The 18,658-nt window shown below is 70.5% G+C and carries 15 protein-coding genes; 6 read left to right on the forward strand and 9 right to left on the reverse strand.

The window, feature by feature from the left end:
• Nucleotides 1–1,148 precede the first annotated feature (1,148 nt).
• From IEY89_RS11460 to IEY89_RS11500, 9 genes are all read right to left on the reverse strand, one after another.
• Nucleotides 1,149–1,985, reverse strand: a complete 837-nt coding sequence (locus IEY89_RS11460; RefSeq protein ID WP_189147241.1) for a glycosyltransferase family protein — start codon at nt 1,983–1,985, stop codon at nt 1,149–1,151.
• Between the two features lie 124 nt (nt 1,986–2,109).
• Complete coding sequence (locus IEY89_RS11465) at nt 2,110–2,715, reverse strand: GTP-binding protein (RefSeq protein ID WP_189147242.1); 606 nt, start codon at nt 2,713–2,715, stop codon at nt 2,110–2,112.
• Nucleotides 2,702–3,058, reverse strand: coding sequence for a DUF742 domain-containing protein (locus IEY89_RS11470; protein ID WP_189147243.1), 357 nt, complete (start codon nt 3,056–3,058; stop codon nt 2,702–2,704). The genes IEY89_RS11465 and IEY89_RS11470 overlap by 14 nt, the downstream gene beginning before the upstream one ends.
• A 1-nt stretch (nt 3,059) precedes the next feature.
• Entirely contained in the window at nt 3,060–3,485 is a 426-nt protein-coding gene (locus IEY89_RS11475) for a roadblock/LC7 domain-containing protein (protein WP_006377390.1), read from the reverse strand.
• A 14-nt stretch (nt 3,486–3,499) separates the two neighbouring features.
• Nucleotides 3,500–5,950, reverse strand: a complete 2,451-nt coding sequence (locus IEY89_RS11480; protein ID WP_189147244.1) for a sensor histidine kinase — start codon at nt 5,948–5,950, stop codon at nt 3,500–3,502.
• Between the two features lie 288 nt (nt 5,951–6,238).
• Entirely contained in the window at nt 6,239–7,258 is a 1,020-nt protein-coding gene (locus IEY89_RS11485; protein WP_189147245.1) for a substrate-binding domain-containing protein, read from the reverse strand.
• A gap of 497 nt (nt 7,259–7,755) precedes the next feature.
• Nucleotides 7,756–8,571 carry an SAM-dependent methyltransferase gene (locus tag IEY89_RS11490; RefSeq protein ID WP_189147246.1) on the reverse strand — a complete coding sequence of 272 codons (816 nt, stop codon included), beginning with the start codon at nt 8,569–8,571 and terminating at the stop codon, nt 7,756–7,758.
• Nucleotides 8,572–8,637: 66 nt separating this feature from the next.
• Nucleotides 8,638–8,928 carry a DUF397 domain-containing protein gene (locus tag IEY89_RS11495; protein ID WP_373287227.1) on the reverse strand — a complete coding sequence of 97 codons (291 nt, stop codon included), beginning with the start codon at nt 8,926–8,928 and terminating at the stop codon, nt 8,638–8,640.
• Nucleotide 8,929: 1 nt separating this feature from the next.
• On the reverse strand, nt 8,930–9,805 hold the full coding sequence (locus tag IEY89_RS11500; protein ID WP_189147247.1) for a Sco1979 family transcriptional regulator: 876 nt from the start codon (nt 9,803–9,805) through the stop codon (nt 8,930–8,932).
• A 293-nt stretch (nt 9,806–10,098) separates the two neighbouring features.
• Between IEY89_RS11500 and IEY89_RS40560 the strand changes: the two genes are divergently transcribed.
• The 6 genes from IEY89_RS40560 to IEY89_RS11530 all read left to right on the forward strand — a co-directional run bounded on the left by IEY89_RS40560 (nt 10,099) and on the right by IEY89_RS11530 (nt 18,656).
• On the forward strand, nt 10,099–11,304 hold the full coding sequence (locus IEY89_RS40560; RefSeq protein WP_229695168.1) for an ATP-binding protein: 1,206 nt from the start codon (nt 10,099–10,101) through the stop codon (nt 11,302–11,304).
• A gap of 220 nt (nt 11,305–11,524) precedes the next feature.
• Nucleotides 11,525–11,857, forward strand: a complete 333-nt coding sequence (locus IEY89_RS40565) for a hypothetical protein (RefSeq protein ID WP_308437429.1) — start codon at nt 11,525–11,527, stop codon at nt 11,855–11,857.
• Between the two features lie 247 nt (nt 11,858–12,104).
• Nucleotides 12,105–13,241 (forward strand): MFS transporter, encoded by a 1,137-nt coding sequence (locus IEY89_RS11515; protein WP_229695190.1) that lies wholly within the window; start codon nt 12,105–12,107, stop codon nt 13,239–13,241.
• 107 nt (nt 13,242–13,348) lie between these two features.
• The gene (locus IEY89_RS11520) at nt 13,349–15,115 is read left to right on the forward strand and encodes a glycoside hydrolase family 35 protein (protein WP_189147250.1); all 1,767 of its coding nucleotides are present in this window, start codon (nt 13,349–13,351) and stop codon (nt 15,113–15,115) included.
• Nucleotides 15,112–17,481 (forward strand): beta-galactosidase, encoded by a 2,370-nt coding sequence (locus IEY89_RS11525; RefSeq protein ID WP_189147251.1) that lies wholly within the window; start codon nt 15,112–15,114, stop codon nt 17,479–17,481. The genes IEY89_RS11520 and IEY89_RS11525 overlap by 4 nt, the downstream gene beginning before the upstream one ends.
• Nucleotides 17,482–17,579: 98 nt before the next feature.
• Nucleotides 17,580–18,656 (forward strand): LacI family DNA-binding transcriptional regulator, encoded by a 1,077-nt coding sequence (locus IEY89_RS11530; protein ID WP_189147252.1) that lies wholly within the window; start codon nt 17,580–17,582, stop codon nt 18,654–18,656.
• Nucleotides 18,657–18,658 lie beyond the last annotated feature (2 nt).

The following is an 18,658-nucleotide window of genomic DNA, read 5'->3' on the forward strand; positions in this document are numbered from 1 at the left end:
ATCCTGGTCCAAACGCTGTCCACGGGAGGGGAACGCGCGTTGGACGCTGTCCGTGCGACCGATCTGGACCAATCCGCAGAAACCCTGCCCGAAACGTTGCGGAAGGCTGCAAAGCCACATAAGCGAGGGGCGTTCATCGACGCCACCTGGCATAACGGAGGCACTGGACTTGCCCTCGCAGCGACCACCGCCGCCATCCTTCCCACCAGCTACTCGACATGGGCGCGAATAGCAGCTGGCTCGGCGACGTTCCTCATCGCTCTCTTGCGAGCACTCGACTTCGCCTCTCGGTGGCGCTGGCATCTCAACATGCGAGCCCGCTACACCAGCCTCGTGGATCGAGTCGACCGCGTCGCCGTACTTCCTCTCACGCGGTAGGCGGAGGTGGCGTGGTGGCCAGTTCAGGGTTGGCGGATGCTTCCGCACCGCTGGTGCGGCTGCAGGGGGTGTCCCTGAAGCGTCGTCCAGCGTCGCCGTCGGCTGGGCCAGGGCTCGCACAGGGCGGTGTCTGCGTGCCGGGCGTATCCCCAGCGGCATGAAGATCGTTAGCGGGGCATGAACAACACCAAGCGTGTATTTGCTGCTGCTGTCCTCGGAGCCACCGCGCTTCTTGGACCTACCGCCGCCACCGCAGCAGCAGCAGAGCTCACTAACGTGTCCTGTGGCCTCCCCTCTGACCTCTGCCCCGTGACCAACCCGCTCGGCCAGGCCCTGGCTCCCGTGCTCGACACCGTGTACGTCTTGTTGGGGAGCGCAGGAATTTAGGCAGCCCGGCTGTGTGAGTTCGCGCTTTCCGTTCCGGTCCGCCCGGTTGACAGCAGGTACACAACCGGGTTCAGAACGGCGGACCAGCGGCTCCGAATCCTCGCGCGTCTTGAGGCGGTGGCACGGGCGGCAGAGCGGTTGAACGTTCCCGTCCGTGTCCGTCTCGCAGATCTCCCTTCACCGATCGCTCGGGCTGGGATTCCGCAAGTTCTGATAGCCGGGCTTACCAGCACAGAGGGTCGGGCGGGTCCAGCGCGGGTCCTCGGGGGCGCCGGTGAACAGGCGCCGGGCGCGGGCCGTGAGACCGTCCCCGGAGGCCGGGGATGCGGCACGTCGGCTGTGGCGGGGCGCGCTGTCGCGGGTCGGCGGCGGGGCGAGGGTCGTCATGACGCGTACTCCAAGCTGGGGGCGGGGCTGCTGATGTGCTGCGGCGCGCCGATCGGACTCGATACGGGCCCGCGCTGTGGGACGGCGATCCGGGAGCGGCCGGTGAGACCGGCGCGCAGCATCCGGCGCGTGCCCCTGAGGCCGTCCGGCGTGGTGTGGACGATGCCGACACGGCTGCCGGGGGCGTCGAACCGGTCGACCGGCACTTCGTGGACGCCCAGACGGTTGCGCTGGGCCAGGACCAGCAATCCGGTGTCGGGGAACCAGTCGTTGTCCGCGGTGTACGGGGCGAGTTCCGTCCGGCGGTTCAGGCCGGAGGAAGCCGGCGGCGCCTTGTCGGCGCACGCGAGCCCCTGCGTCTCCGGCGTGATCCGCCGGACGGGCTCCGAGGCCCGGAAGGCGTCGGTGCGGACCGCCTCGAAACCGCACTGGGGGTCCGAGAAGCGGGCCACGAGCCCGATCTTCGGCAGGGCGTTGTACGACCGGGAGACGAACTCGCGCTCCGGACCACGCACCACGTCGGCGGTCGAGCGGCTCCACCCGTGTTTCAGGGCGCGGCCCCGGCACCGGCCCTTGGCATCCGGACGGACGGCGTGGACATGGGGGAGGCGCAGCGGCAGGTCGTTCGCCGCCCGGCAGGTGGCGTCAGTGCCGGCGTTGTCCGCGACCGTGATCCGGAGCGGGAGCGGGAGCGGGAACGGGAACGGGAAGGAGGCTACGAGGCAGGCGTGGAGACGGCCGACACTGTCGGCGAGTACGTGCGCCTCGTTGTACACCGGCACCACGATCTCGACCGAACGCCGCCGGACGCCCCTCGCGTTCGTTTCGTTCATGGCAGTGACGATCGGGGCCGTGTCTGGGGCGACCCTGAGGCGACTCTGAGCGACGAATGAGAATCAGCGAACTCACAGCCTGCCCACAGGGGACCATGTGGCAGGAGCCCACTTACACGTGACGTCAGGCAGTGTGCGCGCTGCCGCCGCCCGGGGTCGCCGACGCTATCAACTGGTCGATCAGGGCTATCAGCACGTCCCGGCACGACTCCCGGTCCCGTGCGTCGCACAGCAGGACCGGTGTGTGCTCCGGCAGCGCCAGCGCCTCCCGGATCTCGTCCGGCTCGTACGGATGTTCCCCGTGAAAACCGTTCACCCCGACGACGAACGGGATGTCCCGGCGCTCGAAGAAGTCGATCGCCGCGAAGCTGGACTCCGGCCGGCGTACGTCGATGAGGACCACGGCCCCCAGCGCGCCGATCGCCAGGTCGTTCCACATGAACCAGAACCGCTGCTGGCCCGGCGTACCGAAGAGGTACAGGATCAGTTCCCGGCTGAGGGTGATGCGGCCGAAGTCGAGGGCCACGGTGGTGGCCTTCTTCTGTTCGATGCCGTCGAGGTCGTCGATGCCGAGGCCGGCCGCGGTGAGCGGCTCCTCGGTGCGCAGGGGCACGATCTCGCTGACCGAGCCGACCATCGTCGTCTTGCCGACACCGAAGCCGCCTGCGATGAGGATCTTGACCGTGTCGGGCGCCGAGGTCCCGTTCACGGTCGGGTCAGAGCCGGCCAAGGCCGTCCCTCACTTTCTGGAGCAGGTCCATGTCCGTGGTGCGCGAGATCTGGCGCGGGGACCGGGCCGTGATCCGGCCGGCCTCCAGCAGGTCGCACAGCATGATGACGACCACGCTCACCGGGAGATCCAGATGGGCCGCGAGCTCCGCCACCACGACGGGCCGAGCGCACAGCCGCAGGATCCGGGCGTGCTCGGGCTGCGGCCGTTTGCCCCCGTCGGGCTGCGGCTCCACGGCCGTCACCGACGTGATCAGTGTGAAGTCGGCGCGGCTGGGCCGGGTCCGCCCGCCGGTGAGCGTGAACGGCCGTACGAGACGGCCGGCCGCGTCGCTTCCGTTCACCTCACTCGCCGGCCGCGCCGACGACCCCGGCACGCGGCGCCGCGCTGAGGTGCTCACCGATCTTCTTCACCAGCATGTTCATCTGGTACGCCACGACGCCGACGTCCGCGCCCTGGCTGGTCAGCACCGCGAGGTGGGCGCCCGGGCCGGCCGCGGTGAGGATCAGGTAGCCGTTGCGCATCTCGATCAGCGCCTGGCGCACCGGGCCGCCCCGGAAGTCCATGCTGACGCCCTTGCTGAGACTCATCAGCCCGGACGCGGTCGCCGCGAGCCGCTCGGCGTCGTCACGCAGGAAGGCCGTGGATCTGCTGACGACCAGTCCGTCCTCGGAAAGCACGACGGCGTGGTTCACCTCGGCTACCCGGTCCACGAGTCCGGTGAGCAACTGGTCGAGCTCGGTGTGCGTGGCGGGGGTGGGGCGTGTCATTTCTCTGTCCTTCATCAGCGGTCTGCGGGCGGAGTCGAGGTGACCGGGGTGCCTGCGGAGGGGAGCGGTACTGCAGGTTCCTGAGGTGTGTCGTCCTCCCCATGGTCGTACTGCTCTTCGGCGTCGTCGTCACGGGCCTGGAGGGTTCCGCGCTGGAAACCGGAGAGCGAGGAGGCCGCGCGCTCCGCCGAGAACTCGTCGAGCGCGTCCTCGGACGTGCCGCCCTGTTCGGTGTCCTCCAGCAGTTCCGCGGCCAGACTGGTCTGTGGCACGCGGCGCGGCAACGGGGTGAGTCCGCCCTTGCGGGCACCGCCGCTCCGCTCGGCCTTCCGCTCACCGCCCTGCCCGGCGCCCCGGTCCGCCCCGACGAGGGCGGCCTGCCGGGGAGCGGAACCGGCGTCGGCCGTCCGGACGCGGGACGTGGCGGGCGGGGTCTCCCGGATCCGCTCGTGCGCCGCGCGCTCCGCCACGACCGGGCCGGGCACCTCGGCGGACGCCGCCTTCGCGAACGAGGAATCCGTGTCCGGCGCGGTGAGTTCCCGTACGACGACATCATGCGGGATCAGTACGATCGCCGTCGTACCGCCGTAGGGCGAGGAGCGCAGCGTGACATGGATGCCGTGCCGGACGGCGAGGCGCGCGATCACGAACATGCCGAGCCGCAGGTCGTCGGCGAGCGCCACCACGTCGAACTGCGGGGCCTTGGAGAGGTGTTCGTTGAAGGACGCGTAGTCCTCCTCGGACATGCCCAGTCCGCGGTCCTCGACCTCGATGGCCAGTCCCTTGGCGACGATCGCCGCCCGTACGCCCACCGGGCTGGGCGCGGGGGAGTAGGCGGTCGCGTTGTCGATCAGCTCGGCCAGCAGGTGGATGACGTCGGCCACCGCGGGCGGCGCCAGGTACACGTCCTCCTCCGTCTGCACCTCCACCCGCTGGTACTCGGCGACCTCACCGACGGCGCTGCGCAGGATGTCGATCAGCGCGACCGGCTCGGTCCAGCTGCGGCCGGGCCGCTCACCGCTGATGATGACCAGGTTCTCCTCGTAGCGGCGCAACTGGCTCGCCGTGGAGTCGAGTTCGTAGAGGCCCTTGAGGATCTCCGGGTCCTGGTGGGCGCGTTCCAGCGCGTCCAGCTTGGTGAGCTGGAGGTTGACCAGGTTCTGGCTCTGCCGGGCGATGCCCAGGATGACCTTCTGGAAGCCGCGCCGGGTGTCGGCGAGTTCGACAGCGGTGTGCACGGCGGTGCGCTGGGCGGCGTTGAACGCGTGTGCCACCTGGCCGAGTTCGTCGTGACCGTAGTCCAGCGGCGGGGTGGCCGACTCGACGTCGACCTTCTCGCCCCGGTTGAGCCGCGCCACCACGTCCGGCAGCCGCTCCTCGGCCAGGCCCAGGGTGGCCATGCGCAGCCCGCGCAGCCGACGGGACAGGGACCGGGTGATGCGCCAGGACAGGACGATGCACAGCAGCAGCCCGCCGAGTCCGCCGGCGCTCAGCGAAGCGGCCTTGATCAGGAGTGACCGTGCCTCGTCGTTGCTGCGGTCGAGCAGTTCCTGGGTCTCGTCATGGATGAGCGAGCCGTACTGGACGCTCAGTTCGTCCATCGCCGCGATCCACTGCTTCTGGCTGTTGGGCAGGGTGATCCTCCGTTCGGCGCCGCCGCCGGGCGTGCCCGACGCGAGCACCTGGTCCTCTATGGACGTCAGGGTCCGCCAGGCGGCCCCCTGGAGGATCGTCTCGGTGCGGGTCTTCGCCGTGCCGGTCAGGGACTGGATCAGCTGGTCCTCGACGACCCAGCGCCGGGCGCTGACCAGCCGGACGTAGGCCTCCCACTCCTTCTGGTCGAAATGCCCCGAGGGCCAGGCCAGCATCAGCTGCGAGTCCTCCTGGGCGACCAGTTCGGCCGCCTGCTCCAGTGAGACGAGCGGACCGGCCTGCGAGGTGAGGTCGCCGTCGTCGACCTGGGAGAGCTCCTGGAACGCGTGGATCTGGTTGCCGATGATCGACGAGTACTGGTCCAGTACCTGCTGGGGGGAGATGTCGGTGAGATGGTCGACCTGCCCGCGGTAGTACTCCAGGCTGCCCGTCGCCGCGATGACCGAGTACATCCGTTCCCCGATCCGGTCGGGGGCCTCCTGGATGGCCTTCGTCTGACCGACCAGCTTCGCGACCGCCGCGTCCGTCGCCCTGCGCTGCTCGTCCAGGGCGCTGCGGTCGCCCCTGGGCGAGGACAGCCACACGGCCGACAGGGTGCGTTCCCTCTGCAACGCGAGCGTGGCGTCCGTGCCCATGGCACCGGTCGCCCTGCTGAGCTGCGTCTGGTCCCGCAGCCGCTGGCCCTCCGAGAACATCTGAATCGTCGTCACACCCCACATCGCGGCGAGGGTGACGCTGGGCACCAGCGCGAGCAGGATCAGCGAGAGACGTATGGAGCCGAGACGGCGCCGGGCACCTTTGCGTGGAGGCATCGTCGTCCTAGGGCGATCAGCGGTGGGCGGAAGTGACAAGTGACAAGTGGCATGTGACAGGCGGTGGGTGACAGCGGAAACGGAACGGGTGGCGGAACACGCGTGGGTCCGCAGGATGCTATCCGTACAAGTGAACGTACGCACCGTGAGCCCCCAAAGCTTGGGGCAGCCGTTGTACGAAGGTTGCTGCGCAAGGAGATTCGGGAGCGAGCCGGAAGAGGATACGGAACGTCTGCGGAGGGCCGGAGTGGGACGGGAGGAGGTACGGGGGCCGGGTACGGGTGTGGCTCAGCGGGTGCCGTTGGCCGCGAACCTGGCGACGTCGGCGATGTTCTGCTTGGTGACGAAGGCCGGCCCGGTGAGCACGGGAGCCGATCCGCCGCCGCTGAAGTTGCCGTTGGACTTGTACAGCCAGAGCGAGTCGACCGCGAGATAGCCCTGGAGGTAGGGCTGTTGGTCCACGGCGAACTGGACGTCACCGCTCTTGATGGCGCCCACGATGTCGTGGTCGAGGTCGAAGGTGGCGATCTTCGCCTTGCTGTTCGACTGATCCACCGACTTCACCGCCGAGAGCGCGAACTGTGCGCCCAGGGTGACCACTTCGTCGATGCTCGAGTCCTGGTTCAGCCGGGCCGCGAGGGCAGCGGTCACCGTGTCCAGGTCGGTGCCGTTCACGTACAGGTTCTCGGTGTCGCCGGTGAACGTCTTCTTCACCCCGGCACAGCGCGCCTCCAGGCCGACGTTTCCCTGCTCGTGGATGACGCACAGCGCGTGCCTGACCTTGAGCGCGTTCAGCTTGTCGCCGAGCGCGCGGCCGGCGGTGCTCTCGTCCTGGCCGAAGAACTGGAGCAGGCCCGCCGAACGCCAGGCGTCGATGCCCGAGTTGAGACCGACCACGGGTATCCCCGCCGCCTTCGCCTGTGCGATCGCGCTCTTCATCGCGTCGGGCTTGGCCAGGGTCACGGCGATTCCGTCGACCTTGTCCTTGATCGCGTCGCGCACCAGATCGGCCTGGGCGGCGGCACCGGGGTCACTCGTGTACGTCAGCTCGATGTCGTCCTTGGCCGCGGCGGCCTGCGCGCCCTTCCGCACCCGCTCCCAGAAGGTGTCGCCCTTGGCCCCGTGGGTGATCAGGGCGACCTTGAGCCGGGCGGTGCCGGCGCCGGCGGCGCCCTGGTCGGAGTCCGCCCCGTCGGAGCCGGAGCCCGAGCAGCCGGCCGCGAGAAGGCAGACGGCGGCCAGGCCGGCGACAACGGCCGTGACACGGGCGGATCGTGGGGAGGCGGAAGAGGCGGGGGGTGTGTTCATGGAAATGCGGCACCTCGCTGCGCGGCCGAGGAGGAGGAGGGTGGGGAGTGGGAGTGGGACGAGGGGGTGGGACAAGCGGGATTCGGGTACGGCGAAATCTGCGCGATCGTCGGGTGACGTGCACCGACTGTCCGACTTTCGCTGGGCGGAGCCAATCGGATGTGACGCCTGGTAGTCAAGTGAGCAACCAGTTGGAACCAGGGTCCATGCGGCGATACGGGATGTGCCGGGTGCGGGTGATCCTCCTCGGTCGGTCCCCGGCAGTATCAGAAGGATCGCCGGTGCGGAGGGGATCGGAAGGGGAAATGGGACCTCTGATTCCCTTTCGTGCACTGATGTTTGCCCGCGCGTCGAGGCGCTGGATGCGAACGTCCGTTCGCCCTGGCGGTGTGCCAGGGCGAACGGGCGTACCGGGACGTCGAACCGCGGCGGGAGTGCCCGTGCCCGTGACCGCGGTCACCGAACCGCCGCCCCTACGGCTTCCGATCCACCGCCCCCTACGGTTTCCGAGCCACCGCCCCGTACATGGCGATGTCCTCGTCCCTGATCCCCTCGCCGCTCGTGGCGTCCGGGTGCCACTTGTGGACCTGGACAATGCCCGGCTCGACCAGGTCGAGGCCCTCGAAGAACTCCTCCGCCTCCGGGAACGTGCGCAGGCGCATCGGCATGTTGCGGGCCTTGTACTCGCGGGCGACCCGGCCCACCTCCTCCGGGGCGAACTCGGCGGTGCCGATGGTCATCGCCAGGTAGCTGCCCGAGGGGAGGGGTTCGAGAAGGCGGCGGACGATGCCCACCGCGTCGTCCTCGTCCATGACGAAGTGGACGATCGCGATCACCGTGAGGGCGACAGGCTTGGTCAGGTCGAGGGTCTCGCGGAAGTCGGGGGAGTCGAGAATGGCCTCCGGGTGCTGGAAGTCGGCCTCGATGTACGCCGTCCGGCCCTCCGGTGTGCTGGCCAGCAGGCCCTGGGAGAGAGTGAGGACGATCGGGTCGTTGTCGACATAGACCACCCGGGACTCGGGAGCCACCGACTGCGCGATCTCGTGCAGGTTGGGGGAGGTGGGGATGCCGGTGCCTATGTCGAGGAACTGGCGGATGCCCGCTTCCTTGGCCAGGTAGGCCACCGCACGGTTCATCCAGTCGCGGTTGGCCTTCATGTGGATCGGCAGGGCGGGCCACTCGTGCGACATGGCGTCGCCCGCTTCCTTGTCGGCGGGGTAGTAGTCCTTACCGCCGAGGATGTAGTCGTAGATCCGCGCGGAGTGTGCGTTCTCCGTGTCGATTCGGTCGGCCGGCCATCCGTTGTCGGGCACGCGGCCCTCCCATTCAGGTCATCGGGCTGAGTCTGGTCAGTCAAGTCTCAGTAGAAACAAGGCAGTTCAGAGCAGAAAGTCTGCGACACCCGCCTTGACGCCGGCCAGGAAACTCGTCATCTCGTGCGGGGTGAAGACCAGGGCCGGGCTGTCGGGATCGGTGGACTGGCGGACGGCGACCCGGCCGTCGGCGAGCTTCTTCACTTCGACGCAGGCGCCGCCCGCGTCGTCGCTCCACGGCTTGGACCAGCCCCGGGAACCGAGTTCATGGGCCGGCATGCCGTTGCGTACGGGGTGGGAGTGGCTGGTGTGGTTGGAGTGGGTGTGCGTGAGGTGGGGGTGTGTGGGGTGGTGCATGTCAGAGCTCCTTGCGAATCGCACCGAGGAGGGCCTCGGTCTTTCTGGCGGGCGCCGACTGCGCGCCCAACCGGTCCAGAGCCTCTCGATAGACGACGACGTCGTCACCCTTGTCGAGATACACCGCGCCGACCAGACCGCTCAGATAGACGATGTCCGGCAACTCGGGTGCCCTGAACCGGAAGAGATGGAACGCCCCGGCCCGCATCGCGGGGTGCGGGCCGTTGCCGAAGGGCATGATCTGCAAGGTCACATGGGGCAGCGCGTTCATCGCGATCAGATGGTCGATCTGCGCGCGCATCACCTCCGGACCGCCGACCGGCCACCGCAGCACGGTCTCGTCCATCACGATCCACACCCGCGGTGGTGCCGCGCGGGTCAGCAGTTCCTGGCGGCGCAGACGCAGCGCCACCCGGCGGTCCGTCGCCTCCGACGAGCCGTGCGGATTGCCGGCGCCCAGCAGCGCACGCGCGTAGTCCGCCGTCTGGAACAGACCCGGCACGAACTGCGCCTCGTACGCACGGATCTGCAACGCCGCCTGTTCCAGGCTCAGATACGCGGCGAACCAGTCGGGCAGTACGTCCCGGTAGTTGTGCCACCAGCCGCGCTTGTTGGCCTCACGGACAGACTTCAGGAACGTGTCGATCTCCTGCTGGTCCGTCACCCCGTACGTCTGCAGCAGTTTCTCGACGTCCGGCAGGCGGAGCCTGGCCACCTTGGCCGCTTCCATCCTGCGGATCGTGGAGTGGCTGACACCGATCGCCACACCCGCGTCCTCGAAGGTGAGACCGGCACGCGTGCGCAGCTCCTCCAGCTGTCTGCCGAGGATCATGCGCAGGACGGAGGGGGCGCCGCCCCAGTCGGTCTCCGCGGTCACGCCTACCCCCTCACACCGGGCTCAGGGTTGCAGTCTGTCACGATCATCTTTTGACGGGAGCAGCATGCACCCCACAAATTGCAAATTTCAACTTGCTGGTTGCGAGCCGTTGTTGTCAGGTGTCACAGTGTTCATACCTTCCCGGAAACGGTGAACGACGAGATCGAACGGCCCAGTTGGGGGAGAAAGGGCCGCAACCTGCGCTGTTTTGATGCGGGTTGACCTGCTCGCGGATCACCTTCGGGGCGGTGTCGCACCGGCCAGGGTGCGCAGGCAACGAAAGGCGAACGGCGATGGCTCCGCCCTCCCTCCCCCAGCCACTCGGCCGAATGCCCAGCGGCCGGCTCGCCGGCCACGCGGCCCACCCCGATCACCCGGACCACCTCGATCACTCTCCGCAGTCGGACATGTTCGGTCTGCCCGCGACTCCCGCCTCCGTGAGCGCAGCTCGCCGGAAGGTGCGCGAGCTGCTCGACGGCTGGGGGGTCGACCCCGACACCTCCGACAACGCCCTTCTGGTGACCTCCGAGCTCGTCACCAACGCCCTCACCCACACCGCCAGTGAGCGGATCGTCTGCCGGCTGCATCTCTCCGGCGGTCGGCTGCGGCTCGAGGTCGAGGACGAGAACCGCGGCGGGACCCTGCCGGCGCAGCGCAGGCCCGGCCCCGACGAACAGTGCGGACGCGGACTCCTGCTGGTCGGCATGCTGAGCGCCGACTGGGGCGTCCGCGACGCCCCGCACGGCTCAGGGCGCATCGTCTGGGCCGAACTCCTCACGGAGCAGGCCGAGTTGGCGGACACCGCCGCAACGGCGCCGCCGATTACGGCATCGACGCGGGTCCCGGCGACGGTTCCTTCCGAGGCGGCGTCGGCGTCAGCCACGGCAGTGGCTTCCGCCAAGCCCGCACCGACCGCCGGGAGTGCGCCCTCCGCCCCCGAAGTGGCGACACCGGCCAGCCCCGCACCCAGCCTCCCCCCGCCCCCTGCCGCCGCGCTCGCCGCCGCGCCGACGCCGGTCGGGCCCGTACCCACCCTCGCCCCTGCCGTGCCGGCCGCTGCATCCGTACCTGCGCTTCCCTCGGTCTCTGCTGCCGGGTTGGCCGCAGGGTCTGCGCCGGTCGGGGCCGTACCCGCCCTCGCCCCTGCCGCGCCGCCCGCTGTACCTGTGCCTGTGCTTTCCTCGGTCTCTGCTGCCGGGTTGGCAGCCGCGTCGGCGTCGGCCAGCCCCGTACCCGCACTCCCGCCTGCCCCTGCCGCCGCGCTCGCCGTACCGGTACCTGCCTTTCCTCCGGCGCCCGCCGCCGCGCTCGCCGCTGCACCAGTACCCGCCCTACCCCCGGCTCCACCCGCCCCCCACGCCGTACAGGCCGCCGCACCCGACCCCTGGCACACGTCGGCCTCGCACCGCACCCGGCCCGTCCCCCACTCGGCCGAAGGAATCGCCTCACATGGACCGTATGGAACGCCAGCACCGCATCCCCCGTACTCCCTCTCCTGACCCGCGCCGACGCGGCCCGCACGACCCGGTCGCGCACCCGTCGCGCATGCCTCACCCGTCCTGCATCCCCCACGTACCTCGCCCACTCCAGTCCGCCCTCCACCTCACGCCCCCGCCGCTCCACGCGCCCCCCTCGGCCAAGTCCCCGCGTGAGTATTCGGGCCACCCCGGCCACCTCGTCCTCCCCGCCCGGCTGACCGCCGGTCTCGGGTGCGACGCCGTGGGCACGCCCCGTGAGTACGGGCAGCGGATCATGGACTCCCTGCCCCGCGTCGGCTGTGTCTTCGCCGACGACCAGCGCTGGTGGTGGATCGTCCCGTCCGGTTCCCATCTCGGTGTCAGCTGGCCGCCGGACACGCGTTACGTGGTCGGCGCCCAGCTGGCCGACCCCTCGTGGACGCGCACCAGGCCGCCGTCCCCGTCCGTCCGGCCCCGGCTGATCCACAGCCCCGAGGGCGACTCCCCGTACACCCCGCCGATACCGCTGTACGTCCTCGCCTGCCGACTGGCCGGACGTGTTCCCCGTTGGTCGCTCGGCGGCACGGGCGGCTGATCCCGCCGACTCCGTTCCGAATCCCCTGAGGCGAATGGCCTCGGGGGATCTTGACGGCACAAATGTTACCGGTAACATCGTTGCCGTCCCCGCACCGGCGCGAGGACAGGGTCAGCCGCGTTCTCGACCACAGGCGACGGGAGTCCACGTGACCGATCAACCGACCGGACGACCGGCGGTCACCGAACAACGGTCCCTCCCGGCGCCCCCTGCGAACCCGACCGTTCCGGTCTTCAGCCCCGTCGCCGTGGTCGCCTCCTGCGTCGGCTTCGTGCTGATCGGGGTCATCCAGGCCCTGTACGGTCCGTCGATCCCGGCCCTCCGTGACGAGTTCGGGCTCTCCCCGTCGGCCGCGGGACTCGGGCTGAGCGCCCACTTCGCCGGCGGGGTCGCCGGAGTGCTCCTCTTCGACCGGCTGTACGTGCGGATCGGCAACCGGCAGATCCTCGGCAGCTCGTACGTGCTGATGGCAGCCGGCGCCGCGGGCTTCGCGCTGGCGCCGAACTGGCCCGTCGCGCTGGCCGCCGCCCTGCTCGCCGGGCTCGGCTTCGGCGGTGTCGACTACGGCCTCAACCAGCTGTTCGCGGTCGGCTTCGGCAACCGTTCGACGGCGATGCTGAACATCCTCAACGCCCACTTCGGCATCGGCGCGATCCTCGGCCCGGCCCTGATCGGCATGGTCGGCGCCGAGCACTATCCTGCCGTCTTCCTTGCCTTCGCCCTCGCCAACCTGCCCCTGCTGCTGTGCCTTCGAGGCGTACGGGACCATGTGCCGCAGCCGACCCCCGCGCCCGGCGCCTCCGGCGGCCCGGGCCGGCAGGTGCTCGCCCGCAGCCTGGGTTCCGTACTCGGAGTCTTCGTCACCCTCTACGTCCTGCACGTGGGCATCGAGGCGGGCGTCGGCGGCTGGGAGCCGACGCACCTGGAGACGGTCGGATACGGCGCCGGAGCCGCCGCCACGGCCACCTCCGTCTACTGGCTGATGATGACAGCCGGCCGTTTCCTGGCCGCCCCGCTCGCCCTGCGCTTCTCGCCGCAGTCGATCATCGCGGTGTCCTGCGCCGGTATGACCGTCTGTCTGCTGCTGGCCGCCGTACCCGGACTCGCCCCCTACGCCTACGCGGGCGTCGGTCTCTTCATCGCGCCGATTTTCCCCACCGGGCTGCCCTGGCTGAACCGGGCCGCCCCAGCGGCGCGGAGAGCCGGTGCCGTGGTCATCGCCGCGTCGATGGCCGGGGGAGTGGCCGCGGGCCCGGCGCTCGGCAAGGCCATCGAGTGGTCCGGCGTTCGGGCCGTGCCGCTGCTGCTGTGCGGGGTCTCGGCGCTGTGCCTGGCGGCCACGCTCTGGCTGATCCGGGCGACCAGGACGACCCGGGCCCACTGAACGTCCTCCACTGAACGCCCCCTACTGAACTGAACGACTTCTGCCGGCCACCTCACCTCCAGCGAACCGGCTGGAACCCATGAACCGAACCGAAGGGAATCCCCCGCATGCCCACTCCCGCCCTGACAACGACGTCCGACGGTTTCCTGCTGCACGGCGAACCGTTCCGGATCATCTCCGGCGCGATGCACTACTTCCGCGTCCACCCCGACCAGTGGGCCGACCGGCTCCGCAAGGCCCGTCTGATGGGCCTCAACACCGTGGAGACGTACGTCCCCTGGAACCTCCACCAGCCCGAGCCCGGCACCCTCGCCCTCGACGGCATCCTCGACCTGCCACGCTATCTGCGGCTGGCCAAGGCGGAGGGGCTGCACGTCCTGCTACGGCCCGGCCCGTTCATCTGCGCCGAGTGGGACGGCGGCGGACTGCCCTCCTGGCTCACCACCGACCCCGACATCCGGCTGCGCTCCAGCGATCCCCGCTTCACGGGCGCCATCGACCGCTATCTCGACCTGCTGCTGCCACCCCTGCTGCCCTACCTCGCCGAGTCCGGCGGTCCGGTCATCGCCGTCCAGGTGGAGAACGAGTACGGGGCGTACGGCGACGACACCGCGTATCTCGAACACCTCGCGGAGAGCCTGCGCTCGCGCGGGATCGGGGAGTTGCTCTTCACCTGCGACCAGGCCAACCCCGAGCACCTCGCGGCGGGCAGCCTGCCCGGTGTCCTCACCACGGGCACCTTCGGCAGCAAAGTCGCCCAGTCACTGGAGCAGTTGAGGGCCCATCAGCCAGAAGGGCCCCTGATGTGCGCCGAGTTCTGGATCGGCTGGTTCGACCATTGGGGCGAGGAGCATCACACCCGGGACGCCGCCGACGCCGCCGCCGACCTGGACCTGCTGCTCTCGGCGGGCGCGTCCGTCAACATCTACATGTTCCACGGCGGCACCAACTTCGCCTTCACCAACGGCGCCAACCACGACCACGCCTACCAGCCCATGGTCACCTCCTACGACTACGACGCCGCCCTCACCGAGAACGGTGACCCCGGGCCGAAGTACCACGCCTTCCGCGAGGTGATCGCCAGACACGCGCCGGTCCCGGACGAGCCGGTCCCCGCACCGAGTGTGAAACTGCCGCCCACCGTCGTCGAGTTGGGGCAACGGTCGCCCCTGCTTCCGAACGTGGGGCTCCTCGCCAAGCCCGTGCGCACCGAGGACCCGGTGACCATGGACGAACTGGGGCTGCGCGCCGGATACGTGCTCTACCGCACCACCGCTCCCCTCGCGGGCGACGGGCTGCTGCACTTCGCGGGCGGGGTGGGCGACCGGGCGCAGGTGTTCGTCGACGGCGCCCCCGTCGGCGTACTCGAGCGCGAGCGGCACGACGAGTCCCTGCCCGTCCGGATTCCCTCTGCCGGAGCGGCGGTCGAGGTGCTCGTGGAGAACATGGGCGGGGTCAACTACGGGCCGCGCATCGGCTCGCCCAAGGGGCTCCTCGGGGCGGTCACCTTCAACGGCACCGCCCTGCACGGCTGGGACAGCCACCCCCTCACCCTGGACGACCTCAGCGCGCTGCCCTTCGCTCCCTCGGACGCGACCCCGGCCGCCCAACCCGCCTTCTACCGGGGCACGTTCGAGGTCGTCACCCCTGCCGACACCTTCCTGTCGCTGCCCGGCTGGACCAAGGGCCAGGCCTGGATCAACGGCTTCCACCTCGGCCGCTACTGGAACCGCGGCCCGCAGCGCACCCTCTACGTGCCCGCGCCCGTACTGCGCCGGGGCGCCAACGACCTGCTGCTCCTTGAGCTGACCGCCACCACCTCCGCGCAGGCCCTGCTCACCAGCGCCCCCGACCTCGGCCCGGTGAAGCCATGACCCACCACTCCCTCCGGATCCCCGCGACCGCCGAACCCCCGCTCACCGGCCATCTCCCCTTCTCCGACGCGCCGGGAGCCGCCGACCCCATCGGGGTGACCAGCCGCTGGTTCACCCGGGGCGGACGCCCCTGGTTCCCTGTCTCCGGCGAGTTCCACTACACCCGCTACCCGGCGGGGGAGTGGGAGGAGGAGCTGCTGAAGATGAAGGCGGCCGGCGTGAGCGCCGTCGCCAGCTATCTCATCTGGATCCACCACGAGGAGACCGAGGGCCGGGTGCGCTTCGACGGCGACCGCGACCTGCGCCGCTTCGCCCAACTCTGCGCCCGCCACGGCCTGGACTTCATCCCGCGCATCGGCCCCTGGAGCCATGCCGAGGTACGCAACGGCGGACTGCCCGACTGGCTGCTCGCCCGCACCGGCGCACCCCGCACCGACGACCCCGCCTATCTGGAACCCGTACGCGGCTGGTTCGCCGCGATCGCCGAGCAGTTGACAGGGCTCGACCGGGCGCACGGCGGCCCGATCATCGCCATCCAGATCGAGAACGAGCTGTACGAGCAGCCGGGCCATCTCCTCACCCTGAAGCGGCTGGCACAGGAGGCCGGGCTGAGCGCCCCGCTCTGGACCTCGACGGCCTGGGGAGGGGTCCGACTCCCGCCCGACGAACTGCTTCCGCTGTACGGCGGCTACACCGAGACCTTCTGGACGGAGTGGGACGGCGGCTGGCCCGACACCTGCCGCAAGCACTTCTTCTTCACCCACCAGCGCGACGACGAGGGCATCGGCGCCGACCTGCGGCCGACGCACGTGCGGGGCGGCGAACCGGCTTTGACCGACCGATTCCCCTGGGCGACCTGCGAGTTGGGCGGCGGGATGGCCGTGGCCTACCACCGTCGGCCACGGGTCGACGCCGCCGACATCGGCGCCCTCGGGCTCACCAAGATCGGGTGCGGCTCGGTCTGGCAGGGCTACTACATGTTCCACGGCGGCACCAACCCGGCGGGTGAACTGACCACCCTCCAGGAGTCCCACGCCACCGGCTACCCGAACGACCTGCCCGTCCTGACGTACGACTTCCAGGCGCCGCTCGGCGAGTACGGCCAGTACCGGCCCTCCTACGACGAACTGCGCCTCCAGCACCTGCTGCTGGCGGAATTCGGCGAGCGCATCGCCCCCATGGAGTCCGTGCTGCCCGCGCGGCGGCCGACCGGACAGGACGACCGGGAGACCCTGCGATGGGCCGTGCGGAGCGACGGTGGCTCCGGATTCCTCTTCGTCAACAACCACCAGCCGCACGAGCCGTTGCCGGACCACCCGGACGCGTCCTTCACCGTCGGGTTCCCGGGCGCTCCCGAACTGACTGTTCCCAGTGCGCCACTGACGATCCCTCAAGGAGCCTATTTCTGCTGGCCCTTACGTCTCGACGTCGCCGGACTCCGACTCGACTGGGCCACCGCCCAGCCGGTGTGCACGGTCGACGCCGGCGGACGTACCGTCCTGGTGCTGGCCGCCACGGACGGGATTCCCGTCGAACTCGCCCTGGACATCGCAACGTTGAGGTACGTGCACACCCCCATGGGGAAGGTCGTGTCCGCCGACGGTCGCTTCCTGGTCACCGGACTGCGGCCCGGCACGGACGCCCTCGTCGAGGTCGGGACGGTGGACGGCGGACAGGTCGGCCTGCTGGTACTGGACGCGGCGACCGCCCGTACCGCCTACCGGGGCGTGGCCTGGGGCGCCGAGCGGCTCATCCTGTGCGGTGCCGGGGACGGGGTGGTCTTCGACGAGCCGGCCGGGGAGGTACGGGTGCACAGCGCGGCGCCGGAGACGTCGTTCGCCGTACTGCCCGCGCCCGAGACGCCTCCCGGCGAAAACCTGGCGATGGCCTCCGACGGGGTGTTCACCCGCTACACGCTCCCCACGGGCGGCGACTCCGGCACCCTCGACGTGTCCCTCGTCCGGGGCGCCGGGTCCGCCCCCGACACCGTCACCGGCGTACTGGACCGGGCCAGTGCCCCCGCCGACAAGTACTTCGACACCTCGGCCGCCGAGTACCTCATCGACGTACCGGACGAACTCCCGCGCACCGGAACGCTGTTGCGCATCCACTGGACCGGGGACATCGCCCGCGCCTATGTCGGGGACACGCTGGTCGCCGACCAGTTCTTCTCGGGGCGGATCTGGGAGATCGGCCTCGACCGGCTGCCGGAGGACGCACTGCGCGCCGGCGGCGGGCTACGGGTGAGGGTGCTGCCGTTCGCCGCCGAGGCGCCCGTGTACCTGCCGGTGCCCGTGCCGGTGGGAGAGGCCGGGATCGCCCGGGTCGAGTGGGTCACGGTCCGGACCCAGGTGATCGGAGGGTAGGGCCTGCCGGTGGAGATGCCCGTCCGGCGGCCTATCCTGTGGCCCAGCCGGGCGGGGCACGACCGCCACCCACGGGACAGAGCCGAAGGATGCACCCCATGACCCGAAGTGCCGCTGGCGGCGCCGCGCCCAAGGGACGCAGCCGGCGCAACTTCGCGGGAGCGAGGCCGGTGATGGACGACGTGGCACGGCTGGCCGGCGTCTCCAAGCAGACCGTGTCGCGGGTGCTCAACGACAATCCGGCCGTCAGGGCCGAGACCCGCGAGTCGGTGCTGGAGGCCATGCGGTCGCTCGGGTACCGGCCGAGCCGCAGCGCGCGTTCGCTGGCCAGCGGGCGGACCCGGATGCTCGGGGTGATCTCCTTCGACGCGGCCCGCTACGGCCCCGCCTCCACCCTCACCGCGATCAACACGGCCGCCCAGGACGCGGGCTACCTGGTCAGCTCCATCGCCCTCGACACCGCCGACCGGGACACCGTCGTCCAGGCCGTGGACCGGCTGTCGGCGGAGGGCGCCGACGGGGTCATCGCCATCGCCCCGCAGCGGCGCGTCGGCAGGGCGCTCGCCGGGGCCCACCTCGACATCCCCCTCGTCGTGATGGACAACGCCCTCGACGACGACACCCCCATGGTCACCGCCGACTCCCGGGGCGGGGCGCGCCTGGCCACCGAACACCTCCTGGGCCTGGGCCACCGTACGGTCAGGCACATCGCCGGACCGACCGGCTGGACGTCCGCCGAACGCCGGGCCGCGAGCTGGCGCGAGACCCTGGAGAAGGCCGGGGCCGAGGTGCCGGAGCCGCTCGTCGGTGACTGGAGCGCCGACTCCGGGTACGAACTGGGCCGGCGGCTCGCCCGGGATCCGGACGTCACCGCCGTCTTCGCCTCCAACGACCAGATGGCGCTCGGCGCGCTGCGCGCCTTCCACGAGGCCGGCCGCCGGGTCCCGGACGACGTCAGCGTCGTCGGCTACGACGACATCCCGGAAGCCGCCCATCTGCTGCCCCCGCTCACCACCATCCGCACCGACTTCCAGGAGATCGGCACCCGCTCCCTGCGGCTCCTCCTCGCGCGGATCGACGGCGCGGAGGAGCCGGCCGCGGCCCTGGGAGCCGTGGTCTCCGTCATCCCCGCCCACCTCATCGTGCGACGGAGCACGGGCCCCGCACCGGCCTAGGG

This window comes from Streptomyces lacrimifluminis (genome assembly GCF_014646095.1).
GTDB classification, from domain to species: domain Bacteria; phylum Actinomycetota; class Actinomycetes; order Streptomycetales; family Streptomycetaceae; genus Streptomyces; species Streptomyces lacrimifluminis.